This is a genomic window from Achromobacter sp. (assembly GCF_036567245.1).
Classification (GTDB): Bacteria; Pseudomonadota; Gammaproteobacteria; order Burkholderiales; family Burkholderiaceae_B; genus Achromobacter.
Window position 1 is genome coordinate 25,328 of sequence record NZ_DATCUY010000697.1, and the last position, 14,087, is coordinate 39,414.

Annotated in this window: 13 protein-coding genes; 5 read left to right on the top strand and 8 right to left on the bottom strand. The window is 68.1% G+C overall.

Annotation, left to right across the window (positions count from 1 at the left end):
- Positions 1-32 precede the first annotated feature (32 nt).
- Positions 33-374 (top strand): hypothetical protein, encoded by a 342-nt coding sequence (locus VIR09_RS30105; protein ID WP_332016202.1) that lies wholly within the window; start codon positions 33-35, stop codon positions 372-374.
- A gap of 14 nt (positions 375-388) precedes the next feature.
- Here VIR09_RS30105 and VIR09_RS30110 read toward each other — a convergent pair whose 3' ends face one another.
- The gene (locus tag VIR09_RS30110) at positions 389-1,753 is read right to left on the bottom strand and encodes an RsmB/NOP family class I SAM-dependent RNA methyltransferase (RefSeq protein ID WP_414639476.1); all 1,365 of its coding nucleotides are present in this window, start codon (positions 1,751-1,753) and stop codon (positions 389-391) included.
- A gap of 681 nt (positions 1,754-2,434) precedes the next feature.
- On the bottom strand, positions 2,435-3,091 hold the full coding sequence (gene purN / locus VIR09_RS30115) for a phosphoribosylglycinamide formyltransferase (protein WP_414639477.1): 657 nt from the start codon (positions 3,089-3,091) through the stop codon (positions 2,435-2,437).
- A gap of 134 nt (positions 3,092-3,225) precedes the next feature.
- Between purN and VIR09_RS30120 the strand changes: the two genes are divergently transcribed.
- The 4 genes from VIR09_RS30120 (at position 3,226) to coaBC (ending at position 8,950) form a co-directional block, all read left to right on the top strand.
- Positions 3,226-4,191 carry a bifunctional riboflavin kinase/FAD synthetase gene (locus VIR09_RS30120; RefSeq protein ID WP_332016205.1) on the top strand — a complete coding sequence of 322 codons (966 nt, stop codon included), beginning with the start codon at positions 3,226-3,228 and terminating at the stop codon, positions 4,189-4,191.
- On the top strand, positions 4,181-7,042 hold the full coding sequence (ileS, locus tag VIR09_RS30125; RefSeq protein WP_332016206.1) for an isoleucine--tRNA ligase: 2,862 nt from the start codon (positions 4,181-4,183) through the stop codon (positions 7,040-7,042). Before VIR09_RS30120 ends, ileS begins: the two co-directional genes overlap by 11 nt.
- Positions 7,043-7,044: 2 nt before the next feature.
- Complete coding sequence (gene lspA, locus VIR09_RS30130; RefSeq protein ID WP_332016207.1) at positions 7,045-7,584, top strand: signal peptidase II; 540 nt, start codon at positions 7,045-7,047, stop codon at positions 7,582-7,584.
- Between the two features lie 169 nt (positions 7,585-7,753).
- Positions 7,754-8,950, top strand: a complete 1,197-nt coding sequence (gene coaBC / locus VIR09_RS30135) for a bifunctional phosphopantothenoylcysteine decarboxylase/phosphopantothenate--cysteine ligase CoaBC (RefSeq protein ID WP_332016208.1) — start codon at positions 7,754-7,756, stop codon at positions 8,948-8,950.
- Positions 8,951-9,048: 98 nt separating this feature from the next.
- Here coaBC and VIR09_RS30140 read toward each other — a convergent pair whose 3' ends face one another.
- The 6 genes from VIR09_RS30140 to VIR09_RS30165 all read right to left on the bottom strand — a co-directional run.
- Positions 9,049-9,942: a cation diffusion facilitator family transporter gene (locus VIR09_RS30140; RefSeq protein WP_332016209.1), complete on the bottom strand. Its 894-nt coding sequence runs from the start codon at positions 9,940-9,942 to the stop codon at positions 9,049-9,051.
- A gap of 121 nt (positions 9,943-10,063) precedes the next feature.
- Positions 10,064-11,053: a tripartite tricarboxylate transporter substrate binding protein gene (locus VIR09_RS30145; RefSeq protein WP_332016210.1), complete on the bottom strand. Its 990-nt coding sequence runs from the start codon at positions 11,051-11,053 to the stop codon at positions 10,064-10,066.
- 117 nt (positions 11,054-11,170) lie between these two features.
- Positions 11,171-11,857 (bottom strand): AroM family protein, encoded by a 687-nt coding sequence (locus VIR09_RS30150; RefSeq protein ID WP_332016211.1) that lies wholly within the window; start codon positions 11,855-11,857, stop codon positions 11,171-11,173.
- Complete coding sequence (locus VIR09_RS30155) at positions 11,854-12,783, bottom strand: DUF1177 domain-containing protein (RefSeq protein WP_332016212.1); 930 nt, start codon at positions 12,781-12,783, stop codon at positions 11,854-11,856. The genes VIR09_RS30150 and VIR09_RS30155 overlap by 4 nt, the downstream gene beginning before the upstream one ends.
- Entirely contained in the window at positions 12,780-13,484 is a 705-nt protein-coding gene (pepE, locus tag VIR09_RS30160) for a dipeptidase PepE (protein ID WP_332016213.1), read from the bottom strand. Before pepE ends, VIR09_RS30155 begins: the two co-directional genes overlap by 4 nt.
- A gap of 75 nt (positions 13,485-13,559) precedes the next feature.
- The coding region (locus VIR09_RS30165; RefSeq protein ID WP_332016214.1) for an IclR family transcriptional regulator domain-containing protein at positions 13,560-14,087 on the bottom strand (528 nt) is incomplete at its 5' end.

The following is a 14,087-nucleotide window of genomic DNA, read 5'->3' on the forward strand; positions in this document are numbered from 1 at the left end:
CCCATTTAATTTACGCCCTGGCCGCGCTGGGAATGGCGCTGCCCTCCTCCGTTCCTGCGCAGACGATGAAATCGGGCGACGTCGCCGTGCTGGCCTCGTACTACGAGATCCGCGGATCGGACTGCCTGGCGCTGCGCGCGCCGCGGGTATCGCTGACCATGATGCCGCGCCTGGGCAAGGCCAACATCATGCAGACGCGCGGCCAGTCCAGCGATTCCGGCCGCTGCGCGTATCAGACCGTGCCGGTGTCCCAGGTGGTCTACCAGGCGGACCAGGCGGGCAGTGACGCCCTGGCCTGGGAGGTGAAGTACCAGAACAAAACCCTGGGCACGAGGCGCTACAGCGCCACGGTGGTGGTGACGCCGGGTCCCTGACCCGGCGCTCCCGTTCAGGCCGGCTGATCCTGCGGGCCGGCCGCGGCTTCCTCGGCCGGCGCGTCGGCAGGCGCATCGTCGGCAGACGTTTCAGCCGGAACGTCTTCGGCGTTCGCCGCCTCACCGTCCTCAGCCCCGGCCGCGGCGCCCTTCTTCCTGCGTTCGAACACCGCGGCAAAGAAGCCGTCGGTGCCGTGCACGTCGGGGCGCAGTTGCACGTAGGGTCCTTCCAGCTTCAGGGTTTCGCAGCGGGCAGCCAGGATCTCGGCGGCGTCCAGGCGTTCGAAATCGGGGTGGCTGGCCAGGAAGCGCTCGGCCTGCACCTCGTTTTCCTCGGCCAGCAGGCTGCAGGTGGCGTAAACCAGGCGTCCGCCCGGGGCCACGCAGCGCGCCGCGCTGTTCAGGATGCGTTCCTGGAGCTGGCCCAGTTCGGCCAGCGCCTCGGGATGCTGGCGCCATTTCAGGTCAGGGTTGCGGCGCAGGGTGCCGATGCCGCTGCACGGGGCATCGACCAGCACGCGCTGGGCCTTGCCGGCCAGGCGTTTCACGCGAGCGTCGTTTTCGCTGTCGATGACCACGGGCACCACGTTCGACAGGCCGCTGCGCGCGAAGCGCGGCTTGGCGCGCGCCAGGCGCGCCGCCGACACGTCGAATGCGTACAGGCGGCCGGTGGAGCGCATCAGCGCGCCCAGCAGCAGCGTCTTGCCGCCCGCGCCGGCGCAGAAGTCGATGATCATTTCGCCACGACGCGGCGCCACCAGCAAGGCCAGCAACTGGCTGCCCTCGTCCTGGACCTCGATGCTGCCGTTCTCGAATTGCGGCCAGCGATTGATGGCCGGGCGGCCTTCCATGCGGATGCCCCAGGGCGAATACGGCATGGCCACGGGCTCGTAGCGGCCGGCGCCCTGCTGCAATTCGGTCAGCATGGCGTCGCGTTCGGCCTTCAGCGGGTTGACGCGCAGGTCCAGGCTGGCTTGGCGGTTCAGCGCCTCGATCAGGGTTTCGGGGCTGTCCATGGCGCCCAGGCGCTCGTCCAGCCAGTCCGGGATACTGCCGCGCACCGCGCGCGGCAGCGTCGCCAGGTCGATCTGCGACACGCGCTGCAGCCATTCGGCTTCGGCGGCGTCCATGCCGTCGGCCAGCGCTTCGGCGCCCAGCGTCGCGGCCAGGCCCAGGATGGCCAGGCGACGCGAAGCGGGACCGACACCGCTTTCGCCGAACTGGCGGTAGCGGCGCAGATGGCGCAGCACGTCGTAGACGGCCTCAGCGACTTCGGAACGGTCGCGCGCGCCCAGATTGGGGTGGTGGCGCAGCCAGTGCGACAGGGCCGCGTCGGCCGGATAAGTCCACTGCAGGATTTCACCCAGGACGCGCTGCACCTGGTCGATGCGGATGGCCGCATGCGATTGGCGCGGGCGGTTGAATTGGGGCTTCTGCGGCGCACGGTCCTGGCCGCCATCCCCGCCGCGCGGGCCTGCGTATTGGCCGCGCTCGCTGCCACGATCGTCGCCTCGCGGGGAGCCGTAGGACGGCCGCGAGTCCGGACGGCCTTCGCGGCGGTCCGAACCGTAGGAAGCGCGCTCGCCGCCACGGTTTTCACCGCGCGGGGCATCATAGGACGGACGTGGGCCCGGACGGCCTTCGCGGCGTTCCGAACCATAGGAGGCGCGCTCGCCGCCGCGGTTTTCACCGCGCGGGGCGTCATAGGACGGACGCGCGCCCGGACGGCCTTCGCGACGCTCCGAACCGTAGGAAGCGCGTTCGCCCCCACGGCTTTCGCCGCGCGGAGCGTCATAGGACGGACGCGGCGCCGGACGAGCGCCGGAGCGCTCGTCGCGGCTGCCGCCGGAACGGTCTTCCCGGGCGCCGTCACGCGCGTTTGGTGCGCGGACGTCACGGGCGTCGCCCTTGGGGCGCGAGAAGAAGGACCGACCGTCGCGGCCTTCGGAGGCGCCCCTGGCGGCGCCTGCCGGACGAGAACGCGGGGATTGGGGTTTAGTCATGGTGTATTCCAATAGGGCGGAGGGCTTCCGCCCAAAAAATGCGATTCAGCGCCGCGCTCAAGCGGCCTGCGACCAGGCAAAAAGGCGATCAGGATCGCCCTGTACGTTCACCCGGTGGTCACTGGTCAGGGTAACCCGGCCTTCGGCGAGCCAGCGCACCGCCGCCGGAAAAGCGCGGTGCTCCACGGCCAGCACACGCTCGGCCAGCGCTTCGGGCGTATCGCCCGCCAGGACCGGCACGCAGCCCTGGGCGATGATGGGACCATGGTCCAGCACCGGCGTGACGAAGTGCACGGTGCAGCCATGCACGCGCACCCCGGTCGCCAGCGCCTGGGCGTGCGTGTGCAGCCCCGGGAAAGCCGGCAGCAGCGAGGGATGAATGTTCACCAGCCGGCCGGCGTAGTGATTGACGAAGCCGGGCGTCAGCACACGCATGAAGCCCGCCAGGATGACGTAATCGGGTACGTAGCGGTCGATTTCGGCGGCCAGCGCGGCGTCGAAGGCTTCGCGGCTGGCGTAGTCCTTGTGGTACAGCGCGCCGGTGGGGATGCCCTGGTGGGCCGCCCATTCCAGGCCCGCGGCGTCGGGCTTGCTGGCGATGACGGCGGCGACTTCGGCTGGCCAGCCCTCATTGCGGCAGGCTTCGGCCAATGCCTGCATGTTGCTGCCGCGTCCCGAGATCAGGATGACGATGCGGCGCTTGGTGGTAGATATTTCCGGCAAGATAAGGAATTCCAAGGGAAATCGGGCCCGTCCGTCCTCCAGAATTCCGCGTGCGGCAACAGCCTGGACGCCCGTCTGGAGGAAACAGGAACAAACCCGGAATCCAAAATTGTAAACTCTCGCTCGTGAAACCATCGCTGCGCATCTACCGATCCCTGCCCCCGCCCGACCGGCGCGCCCCTTGCGCGCTGACGATCGGCAACTTCGACGGCGTCCACCGCGGACACCAGGCCATGTTGGCGCGCGTCTGTCAGGTCGCGCGCGACCGCAACCTGACGCCCGCCGTGATGACCTTCGAGCCGCATCCGCGGGAGTATTTCGCCACCCTGAATCAACGCCCGGAACTGGCGCCCACCCGCATTTCGGGCTTGCGCGACAAGCTGGCCGCGCTGGCGCGCTACGGCATCTCCCAGGTCGTGGTGGAACGCTTCAACGCGCGGCTGGCTGAAATGTCGGCCAACGCCTTCATCGAGCAACTGCTGGTCCAGGGCCTGCGCGCCAAATGGCTGCTGGTGGGCGAGGATTTCCGCTTCGGCCACAAGCGCAGCGGCGACATCGACCTGCTGCGCGAGGCCGGCCTGCGCCATGGCTTCGAGGTGCAGACGCTGGCGGACGTGACCGACCAGCAAGGCCACCGGATATCCAGTTCCGAGGTGCGCACCGCGCTGGCGGTGGGCGACCTGGAACGCGCCCGCCACCTGCTGGGCCACCCGTATCACATCAGCGGCCACGTGATCCACGGCCAGAAGCTGGGCCGCACGCTGGGCTTCCCCACCATGAACCTGCGGGTGGCCGAGCGCTGCGCCGCGCGCTCCGGCATCTACGTGGTGCAGGTCTACGGCCTGGCCGACCGTCCGCTGCCGGCAGTCGCCAGCCTGGGCGTGCGCCCCACCGTCGAAGACCGCGGCCGCGTGCTGCTGGAGTCGCACCTGCTCGACGAGACCGTCGACGCTTACGGTAAACTCGTACGCGTCGAATTCCTGCAAAAGCTGCGGGACGAAGAAAAATTTCCTGACCTCCCTTCCCTGACTGCCGCCATCGCCGAAGACGCGCGAAACGCGCGCGCCTATTTTGCCGTTCATGGACTATAAAAAGACCCTCAACCTGCCCGATACCTCCTTCCCCATGCGGGGCGACCTCGCCAAGCGCGAGCCCGCCTGGATTTCGCAGTGGGAGGAAAACCACGTCTACCAGGCGATCCGCGCCGCCAGCCGCGGCCGGCCGCGCTTCGTGCTGCACGACGGCCCGCCCTACGCCAACGGCGACATCCACATCGGCCACGCGGTCAACAAGATCCTGAAGGACATCATCGTCAAGAGCCGCAACATGGCCGGCTATGACGCGCATTACGTGCCGGGCTGGGACTGTCACGGCATGCCGATCGAAATCCAGATCGAAAAGAAGTACGGCAAGCATCTGCCCGTGGCCGAAGTGCAGTCCAAGGCTCGCGCCTACGCGCTCGAACAGATCGACCGCCAGCGCAAGGATTTCAAGCGCCTGGGCGTGCTGGGCGAGTGGGATCGTCCCTACATGACGATGAACTTCAGCAATGAAGCCGACGAAATCCGCGCGCTGGGCCGCATCCTGGACAAGGGCTATGTGTTCCGCGGCCTGAAGCCCGTGAACTGGTGCTTCGACTGCGGCTCGGCCCTGGCCGAAGCCGAAGTCGAATACGCCGACCGCGTCGACCCGGCGGTGGACGTGGCCTTCCCGTTCGCCGAACACGCCAAGCTGGCCAGCGCCTTCGGCCTGGACTCGGTGGACGACGGCGCCATCGTCATCTGGACCACCACGCCCTGGACCATCCCGTCCAACCAGGCGCTGAACCTGCATCCCGAAATCGAATACGCGCTGGTGCGCGTGTCGCCCGTGCCCAAGTTCGGCCCCCTGCTGCTGATCGCCAAGGAGCGCGTCGAAGCCTGCCTGAAGGCCTGGAACCTCGAAGGCGAAGTCATCGCCACGGCCCCGGGCGCGGCGCTGTCGGGCATCGAATTCCGCCATCCGCTGGCGCAATTCAACGCTGCCTACGACCGCAAGTCGCCCGCCTACCTGGGCGACTACGTGACGGCCGACTCGGGCACCGGCGTGGTGCACTCGGCGCCGGCCTACGGCATCGAGGACTTTGTGTCGTGCAAGGAGCACGGCATGAAGGACACCGACTTCATCAGCCCGGTCATGGGCGACGGCAAGTACGTGGACAGCCTGGCGCTGTTCGGCGGCCTGTCGATCTGGGACGCCAACCCCAAGATCGTCGAGGCGCTGCAGGAAGCCGGCGCCCTGATGCACGTGGAAAAGCACAAGCACAGCTACATGCACTGCTGGCGCCACAAGACCCCGATCATCTACCGCGCCACCAGCCAGTGGTTCGCCGGCATGGACGTGACGCCCAAGGACGGCAGCCCGACTCTGCGCGAATCGGCGCTGGCCGGCATCGACGCCACCGCCTTCTATCCGGCCTGGGGCCGCGCCCGCCTGCACGCCATGATCGCCAACCGTCCGGACTGGACCCTGTCGCGCCAGCGCCAGTGGGGCACGCCGATGGCCTTCTTCGTGCACAAGGAAACCGGCGCACTGCATCCGCGCACCGCCGAACTGCTGGAACAGGTGGCGCAGCGCGTCGAACAAGGCGGCATCGAAGCCTGGCAGACGCTGGATCTGCGCGAACTGCTGGGCGACGAAGCCGACCAGTACGAAAAGAACCGCGACACGCTGGACGTGTGGTTCGACTCGGGCAGCACCCACGCCACGGTGCTGGGCGGCAAGGACGGCGATTTCGCCGGCTCGCACGGCGCTGAACTGGCCTGGCCCGCCGACCTGTACCTGGAAGGCTCGGACCAGCATCGCGGCTGGTTCCATTCGTCCCTCCTGACCGGCTGCATGCTTTACGGCCAGCCGCCCTACAAGGCCCTGCTGACGCATGGCTTCGTGGTGGACGGCCAGGGCCGCAAGATGAGCAAGTCGGTGGGCAACGTGATCGCCCCGCAAAAGGTGTCCGACTCGCTGGGCGCGGAAATCCTGCGCCTGTGGGTGGCCTCCACCGATTACTCGGGCGAACTGTCCATCTCGGACGAGATCCTCAAGCGCGTGGTCGAAGGCTACCGCCGCATCCGCAACACGCTGCGCTTCCTGCTGGCCAACCTGGCCGACTTCGACGCCGTGACGCAGGCCGTGCCCTACGGCGAACTCTTCGAGATCGACCGCTACGCGCTGGCCATGACGGCGCAGATGCAGGCGGAAATCCAGGGCAACTACGAGCGCTACGACTTCCACCCGGCCGTCTCGCGCCTGCAGACGTTCTGCTCGGAAGACCTGGGCGCGTTCTACCTGGACATCCTGAAGGACCGCCTGTACACCTCGGCCGTGGACAGCCGCGCGCGCCGCTCGGCCCAGACGGCCCTGCTGGACATCACGCAGACGCTGCTCAAGCTGATGGCCCCGATCCTGTCCTTCACGGCCGAGGAAGCCTGGAAGGAACTGGTCAACTCGGCCCTGAAGAACCAGGCCGACGCCGCCCGCACCACCATCTTCACCGAGGTCTACCACGCCCTGCCGCCGTTCGCGGACGCAGACGCCTTGTCGGCCAAGTGGACCCGCCTGCGCGCCATCCGCGCCGAAGTCCAGCGCAAGCTGGAAGAAGTGCGCACGGCCGGCGACATCGGTTCGTCGCTGCAGGCCGAGGTGGATCTGTACGCCAATGGCGCCGACCAGGAACTGCTGGCCAGCCTGGGCGACGACCTGCGCTTCGTGCTGATCGTCTCGCGCGCCACCGTGCATGCGGGTGAAGGCGAGACCCGCATCGAGGTCACGCCGTCGTCGCACAAGAAGTGCGAGCGCTGCTGGCACTGGCGCCTGGACGTGGGCCAGGACGCTGACCACCCAGAGATCTGCGGCCGCTGCGTGTCCAACCTGTTCGGCTCGGGCGAAGCCCGCGACAAGGCTTGAGCATGGCCCGCCCCTCCGAACCCGGAGTGACGGGCGCCACTGCCCCCGCCCGCGCCGCGCCGGCGCGCGTGGGCGGCTGGCTGGCCCTGGCATTGCTCATCATCGTGCTGGACCAGCTGACCAAGGTCTACTTCAACACCTCGTTCCAGTATGGCGAGCGCGTCAACGTGCTGCCGGTCTTCGACTTCACGTTGATGTACAACCGCGGCGCCGCGTTCAGCTTCCTGGCGTCCGAGGAAGGCTGGCAGCGCTGGCTGTTCACCGGCCTGGGTTGCGTGGCGGCGGTGGTCATCACCATCATCCTGCGCCGCACCCACGGCCAGCCGCGCTTCAGCCTGGCGCTGACCCTGATCCTGGGCGGCGCCATCGGCAACGTCATCGACCGCGTGGTCTACGGCCACGTGGTGGACTTCCTGCTGTTCTACTGGAACGACTCCTACTTTCCCGCCTTCAACCTGGCGGACGTGGGGATCAGCTGCGGCGCCATCCTGCTGGTGCTGGACGAGCTGCTGCGGGGCCGCAAGGCCAAGGCCCAGGCCTGAAAACGGCCCGGCCGGGGCGCCCGCCATGCCCCGGCCTCCCCCCTCTTTCCCACGGTTTTTGTCCTGCTTGATGCCCCCTGAACGCATCGCGAACGGCGCAATGCCGCAATGCAGAATAAAATCACTGTCCGTTCCTCGTTTACACGGCGCTGAACCCGCCGCCTCCCTCATGCTCGACCTCGCCCGCAAACGCATCGTCCTCGGCCTGACCGGCGGTATCGCCTGCTACAAAATCGCTGAACTGGTGCGGCGCATGACCGAACAAGGCGCCACCGTCGACGTGGTGATGACCGAGGCGGCCACGCACTTCATCACCCCGGTCACCATGCAGGCCTTGTCGGGCCGCCCGGTGTTCGTGGATGCGTGGGACGCCCGCGTGCCCAACAACATGGCGCACATCGACCTGACGCGCGGCGCGGACGCGGTGCTGATCGCGCCCGCCAGCGCCGACTTCATGGCCAAGCTGGCCCACGGCATGGCCGACGACCTGCTGTCCACGCTATGCCTGGCGCGCGCCTGTCCCTTGCTGGTCGCGCCCGCCATGAACCGCGAGATGTGGGCCAACCCGGCCACGCAGCGCAACGTCGAGCAATTGCGCGCCGACGGCATCAGCGTGCTGGGCCCGTCCGCTGGCGAACAGGCCTGCGGCGAAACCGGCGACGGCCGCATGCTGGAAGCGCATGAACTGCTGACCGACCTGATCGCCTTCTTCCAGCCCAAGCTGCTGGCCGGCCGCCACGTGCTGCTGACCGCCGGCCCCACTTCCGAACCCGTGGATCCGGTGCGCGTGCTGAGCAACCGTTCTTCGGGCAAGACCGGCTACGCGCTGGCGCGCGCCGCACGCGAGGCCGGCGCCCGCGTCACGCTGATCACCGGCGCCACCTTCCTGCAAGTCCCGCGCGGCGTCACCGCGCTGTCGGTCACCACCGCGCGCCAGATGCACGACGCCGTGATGGCCAGCGCGGCCGACGCCGACATCTTCATTGCCGTGGCCGCCGTGGCGGACTGGCGCGTCAAAAACGTCAGCAACCAGAAGCTGAAGAAGACCAGCGAAGGCGGCGGCGCGCCCGTGATGGAATTCGAACCCAATCCGGACATCCTGGCCGAAGTCGCCAAGCTGCCCAATGGCCCCTGGTGCGTGGGCTTCGCCGCCGAAACCGAAAAGCTGGCCGAACATGCCGAAGCCAAGCGCACGCGCAAGGGCATTCCGCTGCTGGTGGGCAACCTGGCGCACAAGGTCATGGACGCAGACACCACCGAACTGGTGCTGTTCGACGAACAAGGCACCCATCCCCTGCCCGCCGGCGACAAGCTGGACGCGGCGCGGCGCCTGATCGCCGAAATCGCCGCCCGGCTACCCGAATAAAAAGCCAGGCCCCGCGGTATGGCCTGGCTGCTGATGAACCCCTGTCCCTGGACAGGGGTTTTTCTTTGCTGACATGCTTGCCGCGAGCCTGGCCGCGCTTAGTGGATGTGTTCCTCCGCCGAACGGTCATCCTGCTCCATCTGCAGCGTCGTATGGTGCAAGTCGAAATCCGCCTGCAAGCGGGTCTCGATGGCGCGACGCACCTGTTCGCCGTCCGCCCCGGCCGCCAGCACCACGTGGCCCGTCAGCATCGGATTGCTCTGCGTCACCGCCCAAAGATGGATATCGTGGATGGAGGCCACGCCAGCCGTGCCGGCGATGGCATCGCGCACCGCCTGCAGGCTCATGCCCGGCGGCACGCCTTCGAGCAGGATGTTCACGCACTCGCGCAGCAGCACCCATGTGCGCGGGAACACCATGAAGCCTATGCCCACCGCCAGCGCGGAATCCACCCAGCGCCAGCCCGTGAACCAGATGAGCACGGCGCCGACGATCACGCCTATCGAACCCAGCATGTCGGCCCATACCTCCAGGTAGGCGCCCTTCACGTTCAGGCTCTCGTCCTTCGCGCTTGCCAACAGGCGCATCGAAATCAGGTTGACGATCAGCCCAACCACGGCGACGGCCAGCATCCCCAGCGACTGGATGTCCTGCGGCGCCGACAGGCGCTGATAGGCTTCGTACAGGATGTAGAAGGCGACGCCCAGCAGCACCAGCGCGTTGACCGCCGCCGCCAGGATCTCGAAGCGGGCGTAGCCGTAGGTGCGCATCAGGTCGGCCGCCTTGCGGCCCGCGCGTATCGCCACCAGCGCCAGCAGCAGCGCCATGGCGTCGGTCAGCATGTGCATGGCATCGGAAATCAATGCCAGGCTGCCTGTAATCATCCCGCCCGCGATCTCGACCAGCATGAAGCTGCCGGTCAGGGCCAGGGCGACCCAGAGGCGGGATTCGGGCAAGGCGCGCACGTCACCGTGCTGATGGTTGTCGCTCATGACAGTCCTAGTCGTGGCCAGGCCTCATGAAAAAGCCTGAAGCCGCTTCAGGGTCAAGCACGGCGGCGTGGGCCATGAAAAAACCCTCCGTTTCAGCGGAGGGTTTTGGGGGCTGCCCGGCTTACTGCTCCAGGCTGATGTTGGCCGCCTTGACGATGTCGGCCCATTGCTGGCGGTCCTTCTGCAGGAATTGGCCGAACTGCTCAGGCGTCATGCCCGTGACCGGCTCGGAACCCAGGCCGGCCATCTTCTCGACCAGCGCGGGCTGCTTCAGCACGTCCTGCATGGCCGCGTAGTAGGCGGCCAGCACGTCGGCGGGCAGGCCGGCGGGCGCGAACACGCCTTGCCAGGTCGGCATGTCGAAGCCCTTCAAGCCCTGCTCATCCAGCGTCGGCACATTGGGCAGCTGCGGCGCGCGCTTGATCGAGGCCACGGCGATGGCCTTGACCTTGCCTTGCGAGGCCAGCGGCGCGGCGGTGGAGATGTTGTCCATCGTCATGGCGATGTGGCCGCCCAGCAGGTCGGTGATGACGGGCGCGGCGCCGCGGTAGGCGGCGTGCGGTACCTTCACGCCCAGCTTGTACAGCATGGTCTCGGCGATCAGGTGGTTGGAAATGCCCACGCCAGCGGTGCCGTAGGTGGCGGTCGGCGTCTTCTGGAAATACTCCTTCAGCTCGGCCAGGTTGTTGGCCGGCACGTCCTTGTTGACGATGACCACATTGGGCTGCACAGCGGCCAGCGTGATGGGCGTGAAATCCGCCGGCTTGTAGGTCGTGCCCTTGGGATTCAGGACATGGGTGATGGCCATGGAACCAGCGGCGGCGATGCCGATGGTGTAGCCGTCGGCCGGCGACTGGGCCAGGCGATAGGCCATGATGTTGCCGCCGGCGCCGGCCAGGTTTTCGACCACGACCGGTTGGCCCAGGCGCTGCGACAGCGGTTCGGCCAAGAGGCGTGCCAGGGTATCGGCGGAACCGCCAGGCGCGAAGCCCACCAAGAGGCGCACGGGCTTGGTGGGCTTCCAGGTGTCGGCGGCAAAGGCCGGCGCGGCCGTCAGGGTTGTGACGGCGAACAATGCGCCAGCGGCGCGATGCAGAGTACGGCTGAACATGAAAAACACTCCCAACGATTGATTGACGAAGCCCGCTTCGTCTCCTCTCGCCGCTCGTCCGCCCCGGCCTTGCCGCGCATCGCTGTGCGCGGCAAGGCCGGAACGGTTCCCGCGGCGTTATTCCAGTATTTGCGCCAGCGTCTGCGCCACCATGCGGTTGGACAGCAGCACCGGCCGGCCCGAGGCTTGCGCCACCGCCTGGCGCATGCGCTCGACGTAGCCCATGCAATGCATCACGATCAGGTCGCAGGACGCGAGTTCGCGGCCTGCCTGCTCGAAGTTGCGCGCGGCCTGCGCCGCGTCGGCTTCGTAGGGCGAGGCATGCACGACCAGGGTCTCGCAGGACAGCGGCACGACCATGTGGAAAGCGTCGACCTGCGCCTCCAGCGGCACCACCAGCCCCACCTTGCGGCAATGCTCGGCCAGGCCGGCGACCAGATGGTCCACCACCTGCTGCGGTTCGACCACCAGCGTGCGCATCGGCGCGATCGCGGTGCCGGTGCACAGCGGCACCAGCACGTCATAGCCCGCGGCGTCGGCCTGGCGCATGACTTCGGCCAGCCGCGCCTCGGCTGCCGCCGCGTCCAGTTCGATCTGCGAGCCGTCGCGCATGCGGGTGGCAAAGCGGTACTCGCCCGGCTTGGGCGCCAGCTCGGCCAGGCCGGCGGCGTCCAGGCCATCGAGCGCGCCGAACTCGTCGATACGCACCTGCTCGCCCAGCAGCAGCGCCATCTCGGGCACCACGTCGCTGCGCGGCGACTGGCCGATGGTGAAAAACGCCACGCGGCGCGTCTGCGCGCTCATGCCGCGCCCGCGTCTACGCGGCCCACGGTCTGCAGATGCGCCATCGAACCGTAGCGGCTTTGCAGCGCGGTCCATTCGGCTTCGTCCACGAAGCTCATCGCGCCTTGTCCGTAGAGCTTGGCGATCTCGATGCAGAAGCGCATGGCGACGTCGGCATCCACCGCATTGGTCACGCCCGTGGCGCAACCCGGCACGGTGGTCTGCGCGGTGAGCGCCACGCCCACCACCGGCGCGCCGGTAACGATCGTGGGTTGCATCAGCGAGTTGACGTGCCACAGGCCGTTTTCGTAGGGCGTGATGTCCTGCGTGGTCAGCGGCAAGGTCAGCGGCAGTTCGCCGCTGACCCAGCCCATGACGTCCAGCATGGTTTCGGGAATGCGCAGCAGATAGCCCTGGCGCGCGACCGGCGTCAGCGCCACGCCGCGCTGGTTGACCAGGCGGTTGCCGCGGGTGGTGTCGACCGACAGGATCGCGTCCATGCGCGGGTCGACTTCATGCGACATCATCTCGCGCATGGGGAACGGCGAACGCATCATCGGCACCGGATGGTGCGGCCGCGTGCCGGCGCGCGGGCAGATGTGGGTGCGGATGCGCACCGTGCCCGGCAGGACGTCGCCCTGGCGCGCCATGGCCATCAGCTTGAACGCCGCGGCAATCGCGACCACCGCGCCGTCGCTGTCGGACACCAGGCCGGTGACCGCGGGACGCGCGCCGATGCCGCCCAGGCGGCCGACGATGCCCAGCTGCGGCGCGGCGTCATCGAGGCCGGGAATCACGATGGACAGGAATTCGGTGGCGGCGCCATCGCGCTCCAGCCGGGTCACTTCGACCTCGCAGTTGCCGGCCGCGCGCAGTTGCCCGGCCACGGCCTCGCCCGTGATGTGGGCGGAGGACAGCAGTTCAATGGTGTCGATGACATGCTTCATGCCGGAATCTCCACGCGACCCGGGCGAAACACGCGCGGCTCTTCGCGGCCGATGAACAGCGGCGCATCGTGCGGGCCGATCAGGTCGACCTGGCCATCGCGCACGCGCAGCGCGGAGCCTTCCGGCAGGCCCAGCACAGGCATCTGCGGATTCAGCGTGCAGAATTCCGCCAGGCGCTGGGCGCGGGTTTCGCCGCGATGTCCGGGGGGATGGGCGTTGGTGTAGTGCGGATTGATCTGGAACGACAGCAGGCCCAGGGCGTCGAAGCCTTCTGGATCGGTGATCGGCATATCGTTGGTGGTACAGATGCTGGGGCAAGCCAGATTGGACCCGGCGCTCCAGCCCAGATAGGCCGCGCCCTGGCGCACGCGGCGCGCCACGGCTTCGAGCAGTCCCAGGCGGCGCAGCTGGCCCAGCAGGTTGAAGGTGTTGCCGCCGCCCACGATGATGACCGCCGCGCCTTCCAGCGCGGCTGCGGGATCCTCGGCGCGATGCAGGCCCTGGATATTCAGGCCGGTATCCGCCAGCGCCGACGCCACCAGCGCGGTGTAGTCGTCCCAGTCGCGCGTGACGCCGGCGTACGGCACGAAGACGGCCGACGCGCCTTGCGGCAGCGATGCGATCAGTTCGCGGATGTCGGGCAGCGCGTGGACCAGATAGCCGGCGTCGCTGCTGGAGTTGCTGAGGAGCAGTAGGTTCATGTGGAAGATTTCCGTAAGGGATTTTCTGGGTGTCCGCCGGCGCGGACGCATCTGTATCTGTGGGCCTGCAGGCGCTCAGGCCAGCCAATAGGGATCGTTCAGTTCGCGCCCCAAGACCCCCACCTGCCGCAGCATGGACTCGCGCAAGCGCGCGACGCGGGCGGCATCGGCCTGGAAGGAAACGAAGGACAGGCACAAACCGCGCAGTTCGCCGGTAGCGGGGTCGCGCACGGCGGCGGCCACCGCGCCTATGCCCGGCATGGCTTGGTCGATGGCCACGCCGCAGTGGTCTGCTCGCGTCTGCGCCACCAGTCGGGCCAGGTCGCCGACCGTGGCGGGGCAGTCGCGGCCTTCCGTGGGCAGAGGCAGGTCGGGATCGGCGCCGTACAACGCCTGGAACTCCGTTTCACTCAGGCGCGACAGCAGCGCCCGGCCCATGGCGGTGCCCGAAGCGGCGCGGCGCGAGCCGGGCGGCGACAGCACCTGTACCGGGTGCGAGCCGTTCAGGCGCTGCAGCACCACGGTTTCATGCTGGTTCAGGGTCGAGAGATAGGCGGTCAGGCCGCTGTCATCGGACAGCCTGGCCAGCACCGCGCGGCAGGC

Coding starts and splice junctions, on each gene's coding strand:
- VIR09_RS30105 (WP_332016202.1), top strand. CDS start 33: ATGGCGCTGCCCTCCTCCGTTCCTGCGCAGACGATGAAATCGGGCGAC.
- ileS (WP_332016206.1), top strand. CDS start 4,181: ATGGACTATAAAAAGACCCTCAACCTGCCCGATACCTCCTTCCCCATG.
- lspA (WP_332016207.1), top strand. CDS start 7,045: ATGGCCCGCCCCTCCGAACCCGGAGTGACGGGCGCCACTGCCCCCGCC.
- coaBC (WP_332016208.1), top strand. CDS start 7,754: ATGCTCGACCTCGCCCGCAAACGCATCGTCCTCGGCCTGACCGGCGGT.
- VIR09_RS30140 (WP_332016209.1), bottom strand. CDS start 9,942: ATGAGCGACAACCATCAGCACGGTGACGTGCGCGCCTTGCCCGAATCC.
- VIR09_RS30145 (WP_332016210.1), bottom strand. CDS start 11,053: ATGTTCAGCCGTACTCTGCATCGCGCCGCTGGCGCATTGTTCGCCGTC.
- VIR09_RS30150 (WP_332016211.1), bottom strand. CDS start 11,857: ATGAGCGCGCAGACGCGCCGCGTGGCGTTTTTCACCATCGGCCAGTCG.
- VIR09_RS30155 (WP_332016212.1), bottom strand. CDS start 12,783: ATGAAGCATGTCATCGACACCATTGAACTGCTGTCCTCCGCCCACATC.
- pepE (WP_332016213.1), bottom strand. CDS start 13,484: ATGAACCTACTGCTCCTCAGCAACTCCAGCAGCGACGCCGGCTATCTG.